General features: G+C 37.2%; 18 protein-coding genes and 1 tRNA gene. 10 read left to right on the top strand and 9 right to left on the bottom strand.

Features of this window, described 5'->3' with window-relative positions:
• Positions 1-3: 3 nt before the first annotated feature.
• Positions 4-966: a proline iminopeptidase-family hydrolase gene (locus tag RE431_RS04645; RefSeq protein WP_309560799.1), complete on the top strand. Its 963-nt coding sequence runs from the start codon at positions 4-6 to the stop codon at positions 964-966.
• On the opposite strand, the gene RE431_RS04640 is transcribed toward RE431_RS04645, so the two are convergent.
• On the bottom strand, positions 967-2,436 hold the full coding sequence (locus tag RE431_RS04640) for an aminopeptidase P N-terminal domain-containing protein (RefSeq protein ID WP_309560798.1): 1,470 nt from the start codon (positions 2,434-2,436) through the stop codon (positions 967-969).
• A gap of 135 nt (positions 2,437-2,571) precedes the next feature.
• A complete protein-coding gene (gene katG, locus RE431_RS04635; protein ID WP_309560797.1) occupies positions 2,572-4,824 on the bottom strand; it encodes a catalase/peroxidase HPI in 2,253 nt (750 codons plus the stop codon).
• 233 nt (positions 4,825-5,057) lie between these two features.
• Between katG and RE431_RS04630 the strand changes: the two genes are divergently transcribed.
• Both RE431_RS04630 and RE431_RS04625 read left to right on the top strand, forming a co-directional pair.
• On the top strand, positions 5,058-5,693 hold the full coding sequence (locus RE431_RS04630; protein ID WP_309560796.1) for an acyloxyacyl hydrolase: 636 nt from the start codon (positions 5,058-5,060) through the stop codon (positions 5,691-5,693).
• A gap of 133 nt (positions 5,694-5,826) precedes the next feature.
• Positions 5,827-6,198, top strand: a complete 372-nt coding sequence (locus RE431_RS04625) for a VOC family protein (protein ID WP_309560795.1) — start codon at positions 5,827-5,829, stop codon at positions 6,196-6,198.
• A 1-nt stretch (position 6,199) separates the two neighbouring features.
• Here the strand turns inward: RE431_RS04625 and RE431_RS04620 are convergent, their stop codons facing one another.
• Positions 6,200-7,528, bottom strand: a complete 1,329-nt coding sequence (locus RE431_RS04620) for an adenylate/guanylate cyclase domain-containing protein (RefSeq protein ID WP_309560794.1) — start codon at positions 7,526-7,528, stop codon at positions 6,200-6,202.
• A 141-nt stretch (positions 7,529-7,669) separates the two neighbouring features.
• Here RE431_RS04620 and RE431_RS04615 point away from each other — a divergent pair, with 141 nt between their 5' ends.
• From RE431_RS04615 to RE431_RS04600, 4 genes are all read left to right on the top strand, one after another.
• Complete coding sequence (locus RE431_RS04615; RefSeq protein WP_309560793.1) at positions 7,670-8,614, top strand: WD40 repeat domain-containing protein; 945 nt, start codon at positions 7,670-7,672, stop codon at positions 8,612-8,614.
• Positions 8,615-8,619: 5 nt separating this feature from the next.
• Positions 8,620-9,156 carry a GNAT family N-acetyltransferase gene (locus RE431_RS04610; RefSeq protein ID WP_309560792.1) on the top strand — a complete coding sequence of 179 codons (537 nt, stop codon included), beginning with the start codon at positions 8,620-8,622 and terminating at the stop codon, positions 9,154-9,156.
• A 40-nt stretch (positions 9,157-9,196) separates the two neighbouring features.
• Positions 9,197-9,718: a GNAT family N-acetyltransferase gene (locus RE431_RS04605; protein WP_309560791.1), complete on the top strand. Its 522-nt coding sequence runs from the start codon at positions 9,197-9,199 to the stop codon at positions 9,716-9,718.
• Between the two features lie 180 nt (positions 9,719-9,898).
• Positions 9,899-10,351: a hypothetical protein gene (locus tag RE431_RS04600; protein ID WP_309560790.1), complete on the top strand. Its 453-nt coding sequence runs from the start codon at positions 9,899-9,901 to the stop codon at positions 10,349-10,351.
• Positions 10,352-10,395: 44 nt separating this feature from the next.
• On the opposite strand, the gene RE431_RS04595 is transcribed toward RE431_RS04600, so the two are convergent.
• Positions 10,396-11,178: a hypothetical protein gene (locus tag RE431_RS04595; RefSeq protein ID WP_309560789.1), complete on the bottom strand. Its 783-nt coding sequence runs from the start codon at positions 11,176-11,178 to the stop codon at positions 10,396-10,398.
• A 175-nt stretch (positions 11,179-11,353) separates the two neighbouring features.
• Here RE431_RS04595 and RE431_RS04590 point away from each other — a divergent pair, with 175 nt between their 5' ends.
• From RE431_RS04590 to RE431_RS04580, 3 genes are read left to right on the top strand one after another with little or no spacing between them, the layout of a single operon-like run.
• On the top strand, positions 11,354-12,184 hold the full coding sequence (locus RE431_RS04590; protein ID WP_309560788.1) for an ATP cone domain-containing protein: 831 nt from the start codon (positions 11,354-11,356) through the stop codon (positions 12,182-12,184).
• Positions 12,181-13,554, top strand: coding sequence for an MBL fold metallo-hydrolase RNA specificity domain-containing protein (locus RE431_RS04585; protein WP_309560787.1), 1,374 nt, complete (start codon positions 12,181-12,183; stop codon positions 13,552-13,554). The genes RE431_RS04590 and RE431_RS04585 overlap by 4 nt, the downstream gene beginning before the upstream one ends.
• Positions 13,555-13,598: 44 nt before the next feature.
• The gene (locus RE431_RS04580) at positions 13,599-14,186 is read left to right on the top strand and encodes a hypothetical protein (protein WP_309560786.1); all 588 of its coding nucleotides are present in this window, start codon (positions 13,599-13,601) and stop codon (positions 14,184-14,186) included.
• A 78-nt stretch (positions 14,187-14,264) separates the two neighbouring features.
• On the opposite strand, the gene RE431_RS04575 is transcribed toward RE431_RS04580, so the two are convergent.
• From RE431_RS04575 to RE431_RS04555, 5 genes are all read right to left on the bottom strand, one after another.
• Positions 14,265-14,341, bottom strand: a tRNA-Pro gene (locus tag RE431_RS04575).
• 77 nt (positions 14,342-14,418) lie between these two features.
• A complete protein-coding gene (locus RE431_RS04570) occupies positions 14,419-15,333 on the bottom strand; it encodes an alpha/beta fold hydrolase (RefSeq protein WP_309560785.1) in 915 nt (304 codons plus the stop codon).
• Positions 15,334-15,372: 39 nt separating this feature from the next.
• A complete protein-coding gene (locus RE431_RS04565; protein WP_309560784.1) occupies positions 15,373-16,839 on the bottom strand; it encodes a glycosyltransferase family 2 protein in 1,467 nt (488 codons plus the stop codon).
• Positions 16,829-17,878: a hypothetical protein gene (locus RE431_RS04560; protein WP_309560783.1), complete on the bottom strand. Its 1,050-nt coding sequence runs from the start codon at positions 17,876-17,878 to the stop codon at positions 16,829-16,831. The genes RE431_RS04565 and RE431_RS04560 overlap by 11 nt, the downstream gene beginning before the upstream one ends.
• On the bottom strand, positions 17,878-18,231 hold the full coding sequence (locus RE431_RS04555; protein WP_309560782.1) for a response regulator: 354 nt from the start codon (positions 18,229-18,231) through the stop codon (positions 17,878-17,880). The genes RE431_RS04560 and RE431_RS04555 overlap by 1 nt, the downstream gene beginning before the upstream one ends.
• Between the last annotated feature and the right edge of the window lie 226 nt (positions 18,232-18,457).

Below are 18,457 nucleotides of genomic sequence, written 5' to 3'. Positions count from 1 at the left end.
AACATGAATTTCAGATCAATATCAATTATATCTTTTTTAGTATTAAGCGTATTAATTGGTTGTAAAGAAACCGAAAAGGAAAAACAGATTCAGGAAGGTGAAGGTTATGTTGAAGTGAACGGAGGAAAGGTTTGGTATAGAATTAATGGTAAAGGGGCTAATACGCCCGTACTATTATTACACGGTGGTCCTGGCTCCTCAAGTTTCGGTTTTGAACCATATAAGAAAATCAGTGAAGATCGTCCGGTTATCTTTTATGACCAGTTAGGCAGCGGAAGGTCTGATAGGATCACTGATACCACCTTGATGACCGTAGAGCGATATATTGATGAAGTAGAACAGGTTAGAAAAGAACTTGACGTTGATAAAGTCTATTTACACGGACAATCCTGGGGAACCGCTTTAGGCCTGGAGTATTATCTAAAATATCCCGAACATGTTGAAGGTATCATTTTTAGCAGTCCGTATTTCAGTACCAAAAGATGGATCAGGGATGCCAATGAACTGGTAACAACTCTTCCTGATTCCATTCAAAAGATCATTAGAACGAACGAAGAAAATAAAACTTTCAGTAATCCTGAATACCAGGATGCGGTCACTCTATTTTACAGTAAATTCCTTAGAAGAAAAGATCGCTCTCAGGCTCAGAAAGATACTGCCAGTAAATACTTCGGCACAAATGTCTATGAATATATGTGGGGGCCAAGTGAATTCACCGCCACGGGAACGCTTCTAAACTATGACAGAATTGATAAGCTTTCTGAGGTAAAAGTTCCGGTTTTATTTATTACTGGAGAATTTGATGAAGCAATACCATCTACAGTAAAGGAATATCAACAAATGGTTCCAGGTGCTGAATTCGTAGAAATCAGCAATTCTGGTCACGCGACTTTAAACGATAATCCTGAAGAAGCGCTTTCAGCAATAAAGAGATTCCTGGATAAGACTGACGAAACTTTAGATTAATTAATCTAAAGCTGGTAGTTCCAGTTCATCAAAAACTGAAGGTTTTTTCATCATTGCTTCGATCTCTTCAGACTTTCTTGGTGCTTCCGCTGAAAGGTTTACCGGACCGTTTTCAGTGATCAGGATATCATCTTCGATTCTTACGGCAATTCCCCACCATTTTTCGTCGCAATCACTTCCTTCCGGAATATAGATTCCAGGCTCTACAGTGATCACCATATTTGGCTGAAAACTTCCTCTTGAATTTAAATCATGAACGTCAAGACCAATATGATGTGAAGTTCCGTGTGGGAAATACATATGTTTTGCTTCTGGCGATGCAATAATTCCAAGATCTGCAAGTCCCTGGTTGATGATTTCTAAACCGGCTTTATGCGTGTCTGACGAATTATTTCCAACTACTGCAGCTGCAATTCCAGCTTCCTGAGCTTCATAAACCAGGTCATAAATTGCTTTTTGTTCGGTATTAAATTTTCCATTTGCAGGAATTGTTCGGGTAACATCGGCAGTATAACCGTGATATTCTGCGCCAAGATCCATTAACACCAGGTCCTGCTCCAGTTTAGTCTTATTGTTTTCAATATAATGCAGCACACAACCATTATTACCGGCACCAACGATAGAAGGATATCCCTCATATTCACTGCCATATTTTTTGTAAACATATTCGTGTAATCCCTGAACTTCAGTTTCAGACATTCCAGGGTGCATAGCTTTCATTACTTCAACCTGACCCATTGCTGAAATACGAACCGCTTTTTTAAGCAATTTCATTTCTTCAGGAGTTTTGATCTGTCTCAATTCTCCCATGAAGGTTCTAAGGCTTTCAGTATCTATACTAACTTCAGATTCCGGGCTTACATCCTGTTTAACCTCAACACCCAGTGGTCCAGTGCTCTTACTATTGATCGTTTTTACATTCACCTGATTTTTGAAGGTCTCAATGAGACTTGCCAGATCTGCGGGATCTCTTGAATCTCTATAATCATTACTGAAAGGTTTATGTAAAACGCTTTCAAATTGAGAGAAATCGATGTCATTATTTAAAAATTCCTTTCCATTAAAGACCGTACTAAAACCAAGATCTTCCTTTGCTCCTTCTACACCGAGTCTATATCCCGTCCACATTTCGGCACGTGGATTTTTTTCCTGAACATAAAGCATTTCATCATAATTTCCATTTTCACCTTGCTGCTCTTCTGAAAATATTACCAGCACCGCATGAGGTTCTTTATAACCTGTCAGGTAATAAAAATCGGGATCCTGATGATATACAAAATCTACATCGTTTGCCCGATTTCTCACCGGATTAGCAAAAAATACAGCTACAGAATTTGCCGGCATTTTAGCACGTAAAGCTTCTCTTCTGCTCTTGTGAAATTCTGAGGAAAGATAATCTTCAGGAGTTCCATTCTGTGCAAAGACAGAGATGCTTAAAAATATAAAGCTGATGATAAATAGATTTTTCATGACGATAGATTTAGATTGCAAAATAATCAATTCTAGGTTCAAAAACGAGCACTATTAGTTCCGAAATCAGCAAATACATTCAGAAAATAAAAAAGGTGGCTCATGAGCCACCTTTTAATTTAATTATAAAACCGATTATTTCAGATCGAATCTATCAAGATTCATCACTTTATCCCAAGCTTTTACAAAGTCTTTTACAAATTTTGCTTCCGCATCATCTGTTCCATAAACTTCGGTGATCGCTCTCAATTCAGAATTTGATCCAAAAATAAGATCGGCTCTGGTTCCTGTCCATTTTACATCTCCGGTTGTACGATCACTTCCATTAAATTCAGTTTCAGAATCTGAAGTTTTCTTCCAGGTTAGACGCATATCAAGAATATTCTTGAAGAAATCGTTGGTCAATTGACCAGGTCTATCTGTAAAAACACCCTTTTTAGAACCATCATAATTTGTTCCCATGGCTCTAAGACCACCAACAAGAACGGTCATCTCTGGCGCAGTAAGAGTTAGTAATTGTGCTCTATCTACCAGAAGTTCTTCCGCCGAAGCTGAAATATCATCCCTGTTTCTGAAATAATTTCTGAAACCATCTGCATTTGGTTCTAAAGGCTCAAAAGCTTCTACATCAGTTTGTTCCTGAGTAGCATCTCCTCTACCCGGAGTAAATGGAACTGTAATATCATGACCTGCTTCTTTCGCTGCTTTTTCAACTCCAACACATCCTGCCAGAACAATAAGATCTGCAATAGAAACTCTTTTATCACCAGATTGTGAATCATTAAATTCTTCCTGAATTCCTTCAAGCGTCTGGATTACTTTTCCCAATTGTTTAGGATTATTGACTTCCCAGCCGTTTTGAGGTGCCAAGCGTATTCTACCTCCATTTGCACCTCCACGTTTATCTGAACCTCTATAAGTAGAAGCAGATCCCCATGCTGTGGATACAAGCTCTGAAACGGATAAACCAGAATCTGAGATTTTAGATTTTAGTGCTGAAATATCTTCCTGGTTTACTAATTCATGATCAACTTTCGGAATTCTATCCTGCCATAAAAGCTCTTCTTCTGGCACTTCAGGACCGAGGTAACGCTCTATTGGTCCCATATCACGGTGCGTCAGTTTAAACCATGCTCTTGAGTAAGCATCAGCAAACTCATCAGGATTTTCATGAAAGTGTCTCGCTATTTTTTCATATTCAGGATCAAATTTTAGAGAAAGGTCTGTAGTTAACATGAATGGAGCATGTTTTTTATCAGGATCATGGGCATCTGGAACAGTTCCTGCTCCTTCATTGTTTTTTGGTTGCCATTGGTAAGCACCTCCCGGGCCTTTGATACATTCCCAGTCGTATTTGAATAAATTCTCCAGGTATTTATTACTCCATTTAGTTGGTGTATCGGTCCATGCACCTTCAATACCACTAGTAATGGTATCTGCTCCTTTTCCGCTTCCAAAACTATTTTTCCAGCCCATTCCCAATTCTTCAATTCCAGCAGCTGCCGGTTCAGCATCTACATATTTTTCAGCATCTGCAGCTCCATGTGTCTTACCAAAAGTATGACCTCCTGCAATTAGAGCGACAGTTTCATAATCGTTCATGGCCATTCTTCCGAAAGTTTCGCGAATATATGAAGCCGATTCCACCGGATCTGGATTTCCATTATGTCCTTCAGGATTTACATAGATCAATCCCATATGTGCTGCACCTAGCGGATTTTCAAGTGTTCCACTCTCATATCGTTTATCATTATCAAGCCATTCACTTTCTGCTCCCCAGTATACATCAGTTTCAGGTTCCCAAACATCCTTTCTACCACCAGCGAATCCAAACATTTTTAATCCCATAGATTCATGTGCACAGTTTCCTGCAAGCACTAAAAGATCGGCCCAGGATAATTTTTTACCGTACTTCTTTTTAATAGGCCATAATAGTAATCTCGCTTTATCCAGATTCGCATTATCTGGCCAGCTATTTAATGGTGCGAAACGCTGTTGCCCAGAACCTGCACCTCCTCTACCATCTCCAATACGATAAGTACCTGCACTGTGCCAGGCCATACGGATAAAGAATGGACCATAGTGACCATAATCTGCTGGCCACCATTCCTGAGAATCGGTCATTAAATCGTATAGATCTTGTTTTACAGCTTTCAGATCCAGACTTTTGAATTCTTTTTCGTAATCGAAATCTTCATCCATAGGATCGGTCAAACTTGAATTTTGACGCAAAATATTTAGGTTGAGCTGGTTTGGCCACCAGTCGCGGTTTGAAGTTCCTTTACCAGCAGTGTAATTTAGAGCACCACCCATAAATGGGCATTTGCTTGATTCATTTACTTCCCATACTTTGTGATTATCCTTACTTCCAGAATGTTTATTTTCCATGGTTTTAGTTGATTTTATTCAATTAAAAATTCGGTTAGACTTCTAATTTACGAATTTCATTTCTATAATTTTTATCTATATATTTTATGTAATTATAGTTTTTGCACATAATTCATTTGATAATTATCAACCATTAATTGGAAGAACTTATGCCTAGATTAAATTCCTTCAGAATATTTCAGAATATAACTATCTTCACCGCCCGATAAATCACTGCTCTAAAGACTCAAATCTTGAAATTAAAACTGCTATGCATTTTATGCATTTTCTTTACTATCCAGATAAAAGCACAGGAAAATAAATACGATGGAAAATTTTACAGATTAGGCCTAAATTATGGTTTCGCAAGTGTAGACAACCCAATCTTTTTCGATTATGATTACTTCTATCAGGTTCAGCTAAGAAAATTCCAGATTTTTTATAAAATTAAATCTACTCGTTTTATTGATTACGAATTTATCTTTCAACCGGAGGTCAATACGGTGAAGCATCGCCTAACGAGTGACAGGTTTATATACGGCCCTTCGCATCCACTCTGGGAAAGAAGAGATGAAATGAAGACACTTAAGACCTTTAATGAATACGTAATGAATTTTGGTTTGATATTTAGAAAACATATTCAGCCAGATATGAGCGTATACTTTATTGCCAGCCTTGGGCCAGGTTATGTTGAAAAAGATACTGAACGAATGACCAAAGGTATTGGCTTCTCAGATAACCTTGGATTTGGAATCAGTAAAGATTTTAAGCACTTCTATTTTGATACCAGAATTGGCTATCGCCACGTTTCTAATGCAAACCTAAACGATATAAACCACGGTTATGATGCGATGGTGATTGAAATCGGTATCGGTATGCTTCTGAATTAGCACTAATTACAATAGTTCAAATAATATTTAGTGAAGCTCTATAATATTAATTATCAATATGTTAACTTTATGAAGCATGTTGAGAATTGCCCTACTCAAAATTTATTTCAGGAACCAGGCAAAAAATTAAGATATGAGCAATCAAGAAAACTTTTCCCACTCGGCAGTGATCTTTCCCGTGAGTAATTTAGAGCAATCTATAGACTTTTATACCAATAAACTTGGCTTCGAAAAAACCTTTGAGTGGGGCGAACCAATGTATTATGCGGTAGTAAAAAGAGGTGGTGTTGGAATACATCTCACCAAAAGATCTGATGGCGGCAGACCTTCAAAATATCATCGTGCACTCTATGTTTTTGTAAATGATATTGATAAATTGAACAAGGTTTGTAAGGAAAATTCTGTGCATATAGTAAACGATCTTGAAAGCAGGGATTATAAGATGAGGGATTTTGATATTGAAGATCCAGATGGCTTTATTATTACCTTCGGAAAGCAGGACTAAATTAGTTGGTATACTTTTTCATTTCATTAGTGATATAGAGTAATGCCTTTTCCCAGGCTTCGATCAATTTTGGGCTACATTCATCTCCTAACTGTTCCTGTATGGTCTCCATCATCGAGCTTAGAACAACTGGATAATGATCTTTAGTAACTCCGTATCGCGCATGGCTTTTGCCGAGAAATGCCAATCCGGTTTCTAGATGCTCAGGCCGGCTAAGGGAATAAACAATTCCGCCGAGCATATGAGTGAGCAATCTTCCCTGGTCCTGCATATTCTTTTTAAATAGTGCCCTTACTCCAGGCGCTTTTTCAAATACCCTTGTGTAAAATTTTTCTGCGAATTCATCTTTATTCGTAAATAGGTATTCCAGAGATCTCTGAAGTTCCAGTTGCATATCGGTTTCCTGAAAACCTTTCAATTCATATAGTTTGCTGTTGTGTTCGTGACCGGCAAACTGCGTTGTAAATTCACGGCCGATCTCAAAGGTTCCTTCAGGCAAACTCTTGAATATTGCTTCCGAAATTAAAATGCGTCCATCAACCTCCTTATTGTATGCCTGTATTCTACTTGCAGTATTTATAGGATCTCCCACTACCGCTAATTGTTTATGCTTGGGATGTCCAAGGTGGCCAATAAATGCCTTCCCGAAGTTAATACCAATCCCAGTTTTTATACGCAGATCAAAATCTACAAGCTCCATATGGTTTAGGTGCTCAATAGCGTAATACATCCCTAAAGCTGCGCGAGCTGCATCCCGACAATTCTTCTCCCGGGTTCCTCCTGAAATGCCAAATAAACCCACAATTTCATCACCTATGTATTGATAAATAACGCCATTGTTGAATAAAATGGGATCACCAATAATGGTATAGAATCGATTTAAAACATGGGCGATATCAAAAGTATTGTTCTCAATAGCCATCTTGGTAAAATTTCTGATATCACAGAAAAGTATGGCAATTGCTCTTTCTTCGGCTTCTCCTTCAGGAATGGTTTCCAGTTGCAATTTATTTATTTCAGAACTTGTCCAGACCAGCCTTTGAATATCCACATCTCCTTTAACGTAACATTGACAAGCCAGGCGAATGGATGGATCCCATCTTCGGAATTCTGCCATTTGTTGCTCTTTCAAGGTTCTTGGAGATAAGTTCGAATGCCCTTCCAGAATCCTGATCCTGCAGGTAGAACATCTGCCATTGCCACCGCATTCATGAAGATGCGGAATTTGATTTGCTATAGAACAATCAAGGATAGTTGAATCTGCATCATCGTAGACAATTTTCTGACTTATACCTGTATAAGTAATGATAGGATTTTTAACCTCAGGCATTGATTCTTATTTAGTATAGGAAATTTACGAAATAATCATAACTTACTAACTTTCAGATGCTTAATAATTAAATCTATTACTTATTTTTAATAAATGAATCAGGAAAAGAACTATTTTAGTTCTTCTTTAATTTTCAGGAGAATGCAAAAAATTTTATTCCTTAAATGCCTTATAATTTTAGTTTCAGGCACGTGTATAGCTCAGCATTGCGAAGTGGCTAAAACCTTAGCTGGTCATTCTGAATTTGTTCTTGGAATCGATGAGTCTCCAGATGGTAATTATTTAATTTCCGGTAGTGAAGATGATAGTTTTATAATCTGGGATAAAGACGATAACATGATCTTTCAGAAAAAAGCTCATAAGCGAAGTGTAAATGATGTGAAATTTTCTCCTGATAGTCAGCAATTCTTAACCGCAGGTAGTGACCAGACATTTAGCATCTGGAATACAGATGGTTCAAAGGTTAAAGATGTAAAAGCGGATGATATTTATGTTAAAACCATCACCTATTCTCATGATGGAAAATATATTTTAAGTGGTGGTGGCGACAATACTGCAAGACTATGGTCAAAAGAAGGTGAGTTAATTAGAGAATTCACTGGACATGAATGCACCATTTACCAGGCTTCATTCTCACCAGATGATAAACTTATCGTTCTTGGTAGCTGTGATGGTAGTTTCTCTTTATGGAAAACCAGCGGAGAAAGAATTTTTAAGAAAGAACACCATGAAAGCGGGGTAAGTTCTGCAAGTTTTTCACCTGACGGAAAATATATACTTACAGCAAGCTTCGATAAAACTGCCGCATTATGGGATCTGGATGGAAGCTTAATAACTGAATATAATGGGCACAGCGGTGAGATCAATCAGGCAGAGTTTTCTAAGGATGGCGATTATATATTGACAGCTTGCGAAGACGCTATAGCACGATTATGGAAGTTAGACGGAACACTACTTAAATCTTTTGGTGATGCGGATAACGTAGATTACCTGGCTGGCACTTTTTCAAACGACGGGAAATATATAATTACCTCCTCTAGATATAATAACATCATTTACTGGAAGTTGGATTCTGAATTAAAATAACGATCGTGACATTTACACCTTTTCCTGAAATCGTCACTCCCCGGCTTGTTCTTCGAGAGCCAAGAATGGAAGACTGGACGGTTATTTCATATTTGCGCTCAGACAAGGAGGTGAATAGATTTGTTAATCGTTCTTGCGCAGGAACACGGGAAAAAGCAATAGAATTCATTCAAAAATGTCTGGATGATATTAATCGGGACAAATTGATCAACTGGTTTATTTGTTTAAAAGAAGATCGCAGAATGATTGGTACCATCTGTTTGTGGAATATATCGAAGGATAGAAAAACAGCAGAAATCGGTTATGATCTGCATACAACATTTCATGGATTTGGATTGATGAATGAAGCGATGAAGGCTGTTTTGAAATATGGTTTTGATGAAATGAACTTACAATTGATAGAAGCTTTTACACATGAGCTAAATACCAGGTCCCTGAATTTACTAAATAGAAATAATTTTAAATGGAATAAAGATCGCGTGGATACCGAAAATGATGATAATGTCATCTATGAATTAAAAACTTCAGATTTTATCAGGTAATTTTAATTTTACAGCAAACTTTCTATTTACTTTCTACTGAATGAACGATAATATTACCATAAGAACTGCGAAACCTTCTGAATTTAAAAATATTGGAAAATTAATGGTTAAGGTTTATTCCAATCTTGCAGGCTTCCCATCTGAATCTGAACAACCCGAATACTATAAGCTCCTATTGAATATTGGAGATCTCACAAAACTTGAACGTACAGAATTGTTAGTCGCTATTTCAGAAAAAAATGAAGTAATGGGTGCTGTGGTATATTTCAGTGATATGGGTGTCTATGGTTCTGGCGGATCGGCAACTCAGGAAAAGAATTCCTCAGGTTTTAGATTGCTCGCTGTAGATCCAAAATTTAGAAGTAAGGGAGTGGGGAGAAAATTAAGCCTGGCTTGTATAGAAAAGGCTAAAAAGGATGGAAATAGCCAGTTGATTATTCATTCAACTGAATTCATGAAGATCGCCTGGAGAATGTATGAAAATATAGGTTTCCAAAGAGCTGAAGATCTAGATTTCATGCAGGAAAAACTTCCTGTTTACGGTTTCAGTTATAGATTTTAAACTGAAATTTTAAGATTAAAACCTACGTATTTTTTCTCTAAATTCCTTAACTTTAGCATAACAAAAAAAAAGGCTATCCGCCTGATTTCAGAGCCTTTACAGTTCTTCGAACTGGATTTTCGCGATTGATCTTCATTCAATCTACCCTAGTTTTTTTTCGAAACTTTCAAAGAATATATCATGAAAACCAAAATCTCTAACGACTATGGATGGGAGTCTCCAGACATCATGCATAAATATTCCAGTGTCTGGAATTCAAAACTCAATTTTATTTATAAGGAAGTTGACTTTCTTACAGATTTATTGAATCAGAATGTATACCCAATCGTGGAGTCACATCTTACCAAACAGGCAGAAAAATTTATTCAAGACCTTAATAAACTTAAAAATGAAATGTCTGATTTATTGAAATCTATTCGGGATCATAAGAACAGGGTGAAAATTTTATTTTCTGAAGGACAGCTTGGCGAGCAGAAATGGGCTTATAAGCATGAGCATAGAAAGCTTATGATCAAGATGCATGAATTTGACAGCAAATATCAGAATCTTAAAAAGTCTATTTTTAAAACTGTAAAAGAGGCTTTAAGACATCAAAAACAGAAATTACTATCGGTCGCAAGATCAGATGAATAATTAGATTTAAATATAAAAGCCCGGCAAACCGGGCTTTTATATTGTTACTTACGCACCATTTTGGTGAGAGTCGCCATATACGACCATTTCATATCCCGGGTTTCGAGACCGTCATCCATTTTCTTTTCCATTGCCGGAGTAATTCCTGCATCAAAATTCATGGAGTCTAAATACTGCTCCCAATTGTCATACATATTTACAGTAAGATGGGAGGCATAAACATCAGATCCCTGTGGAAGGAGGACTTTTAGAAGCTCCCAGCTACCCTTGGCATCACCATCTACCATTTTTTGATGTAGTGGCTTAAAAGTATCTCCTTCAGCAGTCTCATAAGCCGAATAGTTACCGTCATTCGCTTTCATGAGGTCCATTGTAGCGACCATTCCCGGCTTCATTTCATAATCCCCATTAGTTCTATCCATAACCATCAAGAAAAGCCTCACGGCAAGATCTCTTGATCCTCCGGCAAGGTTTACTCTATTCTGGAGTTCCTCATCGCTAAGGTCTGGATAAGCCATTCTTGCACTTTCCATAATTCCGGCGCCTGCATTCATCATTTTCATAGGGTCATCAAAAACGGTAACAGTGAGATATTGATATCCCTGGTCTTCTCCACCCGGAAGCAATTGCCAGAGATCCCAACCAACGATATCGCCACTGGCGACTCTCTGCTCGTGAATCTTCTCCCAGAAATCTTCCGTTTCAACATAAAATTGTTCCTGGTCATTATCAACTTTCATAAATTCAAAAGTCAGGTAGGTCTGTTCCTGGGCAAAACTAAAACTGCAGAATAGCAGTATCAACATTATACTTAATACACGTCTCATAATATTTTGGTTTTTGTTTGATACAATTCTTATAAAGATACCAAAATATACTCAAATATTTGATTATCAGATATTTAAAGGTGTTCTACATAAAAATTTTTGTATTTCAGCTATAGTTGCGGCATTCACTACCTAATAGTTATAAATTTTAGCTAAATGTCTTAACTTTAGTATTATGCATCCCGATGTAATAAAATCTTCCGGAAATAAAGCAAAGTTTTCTATTGCAAAACTGAGGAGCTCACTTTTAAAAAGCGGAGCTAATCAGAAAATGGTTTCCTCAATCATTGATGAGATTAGAGATGAACTTTATCAGGGAATAAGTACCCGGGAAATTTATAACAGAGCATTTGCTTTACTAAAGAACTACAAGGGAGCTTACGCTTCGAGGTATAAATTAAAGAAAGCACTCTATGAACTAGGCCCAACCGGATTCATCTTTGAAAAGTACATCTCCAAATTGCTAAATGATCTGGGATTTCAAACAGAACTGAATCAAATTATGCAAGGTGTTTGTGTTCATCACGAAGTTGATATTATCGCCAACAAAGAAAAATTGCGACATCTTATTGAATGTAAATTTCATAGTGAAGAAGGTCGAAATTGTGATGTAAAAATCCCATTATATATTAATTCCAGGTTTCAGGATATATATGCTTTTGAGAAGAATAGTATTCAAGGCGAAGGCTGGGTGGTAACAAATACGAAGTTTTCAAAAGATGCGATTACCTATGGCAAATGCTCCGGACTTAAGCTTCTAAGCTGGGATTATCCAGAACAAAATTGTCTAAAAGTATTGATAGATAAAGTTTGTGCTTACCCTGTTACCACCTCTACTTTGCTTTCAGACAACGAAAAACTATTTCTTCTGGAAAGGCAGATCATTCTTGGAAAGGAATTATTGGAGAACCCCTTTTATCTGGATCACCGGGGAATTGCTGAACATAGAAAGGAGCGGATTCTGGCTGAGTTTAAAATTCTTTGCGAACTAAACTATCAATCATGAATGACAAGGTAAGATTAAAATTCTTGGGTGCAGCTGGAACTGTTACAGGTTCTAAGATCTACCTGGAATTCCAAAATTTCAAGATTCTGATCGATTGTGGAATGTTTCAGGGTTTAAAAGAGCTAAGAATACTCAACCGGGAAGAACTACCAATAAATGTCTCTGAACTTAATTATGTGCTTCTAACACATGGACATCTAGATCATACTGGATATTTGCCAAAATTGATTCAGCAGGGATTTACAGGGAAAATTTTAGGAACATCCCCTACTCTGGCGATTACAGAAATCATTTTGAGAGATACAGCAAAAATTCAGGAAGAAGAAGCTAAAAATGCGAATGAAGAAAGTTATACCAAACATCACCCCGCAGTTCCAAATTATACGCTGGAAGATGTAGAGAAAACACTATTGCTTTTTGAACATATTAAAACCGATGAATGGATTAACCTATTTGAACAAATTAAATGCAGGTTTATTAAAGCGGGGCATATACTTGGAGCCTCTTCGATTGAATTGAATATTTGTGATAGTATTTTTGTGTTTTCCGGAGATCTTGGAAGAACTGAAGATCTTCTTTTGGAACCACCAGAAGTTCCCAGATGGGCCGATCATTTATTTATAGAAAGTACCTATGGAAATAAATTACATCCCGAAGAAAACGTTGAAAAAATTCTCTCTGATCTTATTAAACGATGCATTCAGGATCATGGAATATTACTTATAGCTTCCTTCGCAGTTGAACGATTACAATTATTGATCTATTTGCTTTTTAAAATATTCAGAAAAAATGCAGCACCACAAACTCCGGTTTTCATAGATAGCCCTATGGGCGTTGATGCCACACATTTATTCTCGAAATTTCAGGATTATCATAAACTCCCGGCAAATGAATTCGAAATGATAAGAAATCAGTTTGAACTGGTGTCATCTTTCAGAAGAACCTGGGAGATCATTGATATGAACTTCCCAAGAATTGTGATAGCTGGAAGCGGTATGCTAACTGGTGGACGAATTCTAGCTTATTTAAAGCAGTTTATAGATGATCCAAGCACTATTTTGCTGTTAACCGGATATCAGGCTGAAGGAACTCGTGGGCGGCAGATCCTGGACGGGGTTCATGAAATTAAGATCTACGGAAAATATTTTCCTGTAAAAGCAAGTATTGAGAAATTAGAAAGCCTGTCTGCACATGCCGATCAATCTGAACTTGTAGAATGGTGCAGCAAGATTAAAAATGTACCAGAAAACGTATTTCTAGTTCATGGTGAAAAACAGGTGACTGATGCATTTAGAGTAAAATTGGAAACTGTTTTTAACTGGAACATATATCAACCACATCTTGATGAGGAAATAGAAATTGAAGTTTAATATTCATATCTTTAGAAAACACTCATTTTCAAAATAATGATTCTATGAAAGTTCTTTTATCAATTAGCTTGCTTTTAATCAGTTGTACCGGATTTGCACAATCAAAGATCCTTCCCTCAGAAATTCAAATTAAAACGGCTCTTCTGGCCGCTCCTGAAGATCAAAGATCTGCTGCAATGGTTTACGGATACGATGAAAGTGGAAAATTGATTGTTCTACAAGAAGGTTCCAATAATTTGATCTGCCTGGCCGATGATCCTGAATTTGAAGGAATAAAAGTAGTATGCTATGCAAAAAAGTTAGAACCGTTCATGGCTCGTGGTAGAGAGCTTACAGCAGAAGGGAAATCTGAAATAGAAAAGAGAAAAACACGTAAGGAGGAAGTAGAATCTGGTAAATTAAAAATGCCAGATACGCCAAGTACGATGTATGTTTTTTCCGGTTCCTCTGAAGATTACAATGAAACTACCGGTGAGCTGAAAAATGGAAAATACAGATATGTTGTTTATATACCATATGCTACTGCCGAGTCAACTGGATTACCACTAAAACCCGATAATCCCGGTATGCCATGGCTTATGGATCCTGGGACACATAGAGCTCATATCATGATTAGTCCAACAAGCAATTAGATAAATTCCTTTTTCCTTAAAGTTTAATGTAAATAAGATATAGAAAACAAAAGCACTGAAAAATTCAGTGCTTTTTATTGGTCGAGATGACAGGATTTGAACCTGCGACCCCACGCCCCCCAGGCGTATACGCTACCAGACTGCGCCACATCTCGATTATGAATGCAAATTAAATCTCTTTCAATTGAATTTCAAAAGGAAAATTATAAATACTGATTTGGCTAGATTTTCTTTAGTTAATGGAGGTAGAATTGTCTTTTAAAAATTGCTTTACCTCAGTCAAATAAATTTCCGGAGTATCCAACCAGCCGTAATGACCACAATTTTCCATAATAACGAGTTCAGAATTAGGAATTGTTCGCTTTGCGAATTGAGCTATATCAATTGGAACTGGATCCCGATCGCCATGCATAATTAAAACCGGTTTTTTAAAATTCTTCATTTGAGATACAAGATCAAAATTATTTGCTCTCATATTTCTCCAAACATCTCCATTGATTTCTCGGTTTACTTGTAAAAGCCTGTTAGTGATCGCATCTTCATGTTCTTTGCCAACTAAATATGCCTTTGCTAAAAATTCAGCTCTTTTCCTAAGCAGCCTTGTATTTCCCGGAGAAGATTGTGACATGATGGAATAATGTGCTAGGCTATCATTTTCCTCTTCAGTTAATCTTTTTCCCAGGTCAAAGCGAGAAACATTTCTAAGACTCATTCCACCACTATGCGATTGGATCATGGCCTTCACGCGTTCTGGATGCTCTACTGCGTAAGCATAGGCCAGCATTCCACCGAAAGAATGTCCTAAGACGATCCATTGATCATAGTCAAGTTCCTTTCTTAACAGCTCAATATCCTCGACCATTAAATCGATCGTCGTAGCCGAAGCCTTCAATCCCTTTACTTCAGACATACCTGTTCCCCTCTGATCATAAATGATCGTAGTATTTTCCTCAGAAAGCATTTTTGCAAGCGGAGCAAACCCATTAGAATTCATACCTGGTCCACCATTGATAATCAAAAGAGGGTACCCTTTTCCAAATTTCTGATAGGCGATTTTTCCGCTATCGGTGTTTATTACAGTTTTTTGCTGCGAAAAGATAAGAACAGGAAAAAACAGGAACAATGACAGGATATATCTTTTAAACATCGAATTAAGATTTAAGATATAGCAAGATAAGAAATAGAATCAGGCCTTTGATTCCTTAGATTTAGAAACTTTAAAACCTTTACGTGTCATATTACCCCATCCTGAAGTAATATCGAAGAGTTTTTTATAATAGCCTTTTATCTGACCAAATAAAAGTATCGGGTGATAATAAAAAGGCTCAAGATATGCTGCTAGTAAAAGTTCAACTATCTGTTTTGGTTTGGTATAATGATCAAAACTTTTCACATACATAAAAATCGCAATAGTAGAAAACACGCAACCTAATAGGTACGCAGCAAAGAATAATAGGATAGCAAATGGCCAGTTGATCCAGCCGAAAATACCAAATGCGATGATACATATCACGCCAAGGAATTCAACTATGGGTGCTCCAAATTCGAAAAGCAGCCAGTAGGGATAATACAAGAGTCCCATCTGGCGATATTTTCTATTGAAAAGCAGATCTCTGTGCAGGCTTATCGTTTCCCATAATCCTCTCGCCCAGCGATCCCTTTGCATGATAAGGATCTTATGATCTGAGGGTCCTTCTGTCCAGCATAAAGTTTCAGGAAGGTAAACTACCTTATAAGGAATATTCTGTTCTTCCATGTGCTTTCTCAACCTAATACAAAGCTCGAGGTCCTCTCCCACTGTCTTGGGATTAAATCCACCAACTTCGATCACTCGTTTTCGCGGATACATTCCAAATGCTCCTGAAATAAGCATTAATCCATTGATTTCACTCCAGGCCATTCTACCCAAAAGAAATGCCCGGATATATTCTACCACCTGGGTCATCGGGATTAGTCTTGATGGTAATTTAAGTTCCGTTAGGATCCCGTTCTTAATAACAGAGTCATTCGCAATTCCAATTCCTCCGCCGCATCCTATGATCTCTTTGTCGTCTTCCTCAAGGTATGGTCTAACCATTTTAAGGATCGCATCCTGTTCAATGATACAATCTACATCTGTAAAGATCACTAATTCGGTCGTGGCAAAGTTAACCCCGGCATTAATGGCATCGGCCTTACCACCATTGTTCTTATCAATAACCGTTAAATGCGTGTATTTTTTCTTTTTACTTCTGTAAATATGTTTTACTGAAGCTGTTGGAATTGGCTGTGTAATAAATGTGGCATCCTGCTGTTCAAGATCAAATTCTTCAATAAGTAACTGTAGTGATTCATCTTTACTTCCATCGTTCACTAATATTAACTCATAGTATGGATACTGAATGGAAAGCAGTGACTTGACATTTTCTACAATGGTAAGTCCTTCATTATAAGCAGGAGCGATAATGGTTACCGAAGGAATATCTGTAGCACTTACAATATCTTCGGCACGAAGGAAAATAGAGCGTTGTTTGGTTCTTTTAATAGATCTTCTGGCGAGTAGAATTCCGCTTAGATAGAGAGTTAAAAGACTGGCGCCATATCCAATGAATAAGAAGACACTTATCCAATAAATATAATAGCTACCAAAAAAACCTTCGGCACTATCCCACATTCAAGACCGATTTTGGATATTGCTGGTAATAGAATTCCTGAACCTTTTCCTTGTGACCGTTGTTCCATAGAATTTCAGCTACACTGAGCTTAAGATCCTCGTTCTTGCCATATAATTGTTTCATATAGAAATCCAGATCGATATCTGAATTTTCAAAAATATAATTCAATAACTGTCCCTGCTGAGTAGCGTTTGGAATGTCATCATAAAGTTCCTTGATGTATGCCATGGTTGCTGATGGAACCGCAAAAGTCTGTATACAGTAGATGGCAGTTTCACGTACCTCATAGTCTTCATGATTCAGATTATCAATGATATATCCAATTTCACCATGAAGCAGGTATTTTCTGATGATACGCATGATCAGTTTTTTACCGAATAACTTTTCTGTTTTATAAGCTCTATGCAACCATTTCAACTCAGGTTTAGGGTAAAGATCGTATAGTTTCTCAACGATCTTTATTTGTTGCCACAGAGTCATATTCCGCTTAAGATAAGGAAGAAATCTTAAACTCTCCCATCCAAGAAATACAACCAGGGCTATCTGGGCCTCACGTCTAACGTAAATATTCTTATCATTTCGGTATTTAAAGATCTCATCGAAATACTGTGACTGGTTCATTTCATAGATCTCCCTGATACCACGTGCTTTTCTATACCAACTCCAGCTCGAGATCTTTTTAATGGATACCCCGTAAGGCGGAATTTGGGTATATAATTGCTGAAGTTTATAAAAATGACTTCCCAAGATAGTACGCTGAGTGCGTATCATTAACCTTATAAGAAACTGAATGTTGTTCTTATTTTCAGGCTTGATCCCAACATTTTTAAGGGTAGTATTAATCTCTCTTAAGGTAATGGGGTTTGCAGGGTCGTTATAAAGATAACGACTCACAACATCTGCAAAAGTAAGTTCGATCTTATTCAGTCTAGCAGTCCTGTTGCTTCGGTAAACAAGACTTACGGCGATAGATATCCAATATATCACCAGGACAGAAAAAACGATCGCTATGAATAAAAGTATTGATGCTTCATTCATTAGTAGGCTTGTATTATGGCTTCAATTTCGTCCAGATCAATCGGTACAGCATAAAATCCTGTAACTCCCCGCAATGCGAATATTTCCTGTTTTATCTTATCCTGTCCCATATTGGTCACAACAAGTAAATTCTTATGCGGGATCACCTCCTGTACCTGTGCTACAAACTGCAAAGGGGCAATTCCTTCAAATAATATGTCTGTAATAATGAAATCGAAATTGGTTTGCTGGTCTTCAATGCTGAGAGAATCAAGGGACCTAATCGCCTTACATTCATACTCGTTCAAACTTACCAGTCTCTCCAGAATTTTAAGAATAACGATATCCTCTTGAATTACCAGGACCTTCCTCATTCGAATTCATTTGCGTTGAAATATACTAAATACATCTGAAAATCAACCATTTTAAACCTTTTACCGACCTTATAAGCCAATTTCTCACTTTTCGAGTAAGAAAAAACTTTCGATTCCTGACAATTAAAGCCTTATGAATACTATCTGGTCAGTAAAAACTTACGCAAGAATAATATATTTGGTTTTAATTATTTAGATTTTTTTTTCCAATATTTTCCAAGATAAA

The sequence above is a fragment of the Christiangramia sediminicola genome (assembly GCF_031344135.1).
In the GTDB taxonomy this organism is placed as follows: Bacteria; Bacteroidota; Bacteroidia; order Flavobacteriales; family Flavobacteriaceae; genus Christiangramia; species Christiangramia sediminicola.
The sequence above is the reverse complement of the archived record's forward strand: the minus strand, read 5'-3'. Positions and strand labels throughout refer to the sequence as shown.

What these genes read in the sequence shown, in the direction of transcription:
- RE431_RS04560 (WP_309560783.1), bottom strand. Translation starts at nt 17,878, where the DNA reads ATGAATGAAGCATCAATACTTTTATTCATAGCGATCGTTTTTTCTGTC.
- RE431_RS04605 (WP_309560791.1), top strand. Translation starts at nt 9,197, where the DNA reads ATGAACGATAATATTACCATAAGAACTGCGAAACCTTCTGAATTTAAA.
- RE431_RS04565 (WP_309560784.1), bottom strand. Translation starts at nt 16,839, where the DNA reads ATGTGGGATAGTGCCGAAGGTTTTTTTGGTAGCTATTATATTTATTGG.
- katG (WP_309560797.1), bottom strand. Translation starts at nt 4,824, where the DNA reads ATGGAAAATAAACATTCTGGAAGTAAGGATAATCACAAAGTATGGGAA.
- RE431_RS04640 (WP_309560798.1), bottom strand. Translation starts at nt 2,436, where the DNA reads ATGAAAAATCTATTTATCATCAGCTTTATATTTTTAAGCATCTCTGTC.
- RE431_RS04620 (WP_309560794.1), bottom strand. Translation starts at nt 7,528, where the DNA reads ATGCCTGAGGTTAAAAATCCTATCATTACTTATACAGGTATAAGTCAG.
- RE431_RS04645 (WP_309560799.1), top strand. Translation starts at nt 4, where the DNA reads ATGAATTTCAGATCAATATCAATTATATCTTTTTTAGTATTAAGCGTA.
- RE431_RS04600 (WP_309560790.1), top strand. Translation starts at nt 9,899, where the DNA reads ATGAAAACCAAAATCTCTAACGACTATGGATGGGAGTCTCCAGACATC.
- RE431_RS04570 (WP_309560785.1), bottom strand. Translation starts at nt 15,333, where the DNA reads ATGTTTAAAAGATATATCCTGTCATTGTTCCTGTTTTTTCCTGTTCTT.
- RE431_RS04555 (WP_309560782.1), bottom strand. Translation starts at nt 18,231, where the DNA reads ATGAGGAAGGTCCTGGTAATTCAAGAGGATATCGTTATTCTTAAAATT.
- RE431_RS04625 (WP_309560795.1), top strand. Translation starts at nt 5,827, where the DNA reads ATGAGCAATCAAGAAAACTTTTCCCACTCGGCAGTGATCTTTCCCGTG.
- RE431_RS04595 (WP_309560789.1), bottom strand. Translation starts at nt 11,178, where the DNA reads ATGAGACGTGTATTAAGTATAATGTTGATACTGCTATTCTGCAGTTTT.
- RE431_RS04590 (WP_309560788.1), top strand. Translation starts at nt 11,354, where the DNA reads ATGCATCCCGATGTAATAAAATCTTCCGGAAATAAAGCAAAGTTTTCT.
- RE431_RS04585 (WP_309560787.1), top strand. Translation starts at nt 12,181, where the DNA reads ATGAATGACAAGGTAAGATTAAAATTCTTGGGTGCAGCTGGAACTGTT.
- RE431_RS04615 (WP_309560793.1), top strand. Translation starts at nt 7,670, where the DNA reads ATGCAAAAAATTTTATTCCTTAAATGCCTTATAATTTTAGTTTCAGGC.
- RE431_RS04580 (WP_309560786.1), top strand. Translation starts at nt 13,599, where the DNA reads ATGAAAGTTCTTTTATCAATTAGCTTGCTTTTAATCAGTTGTACCGGA.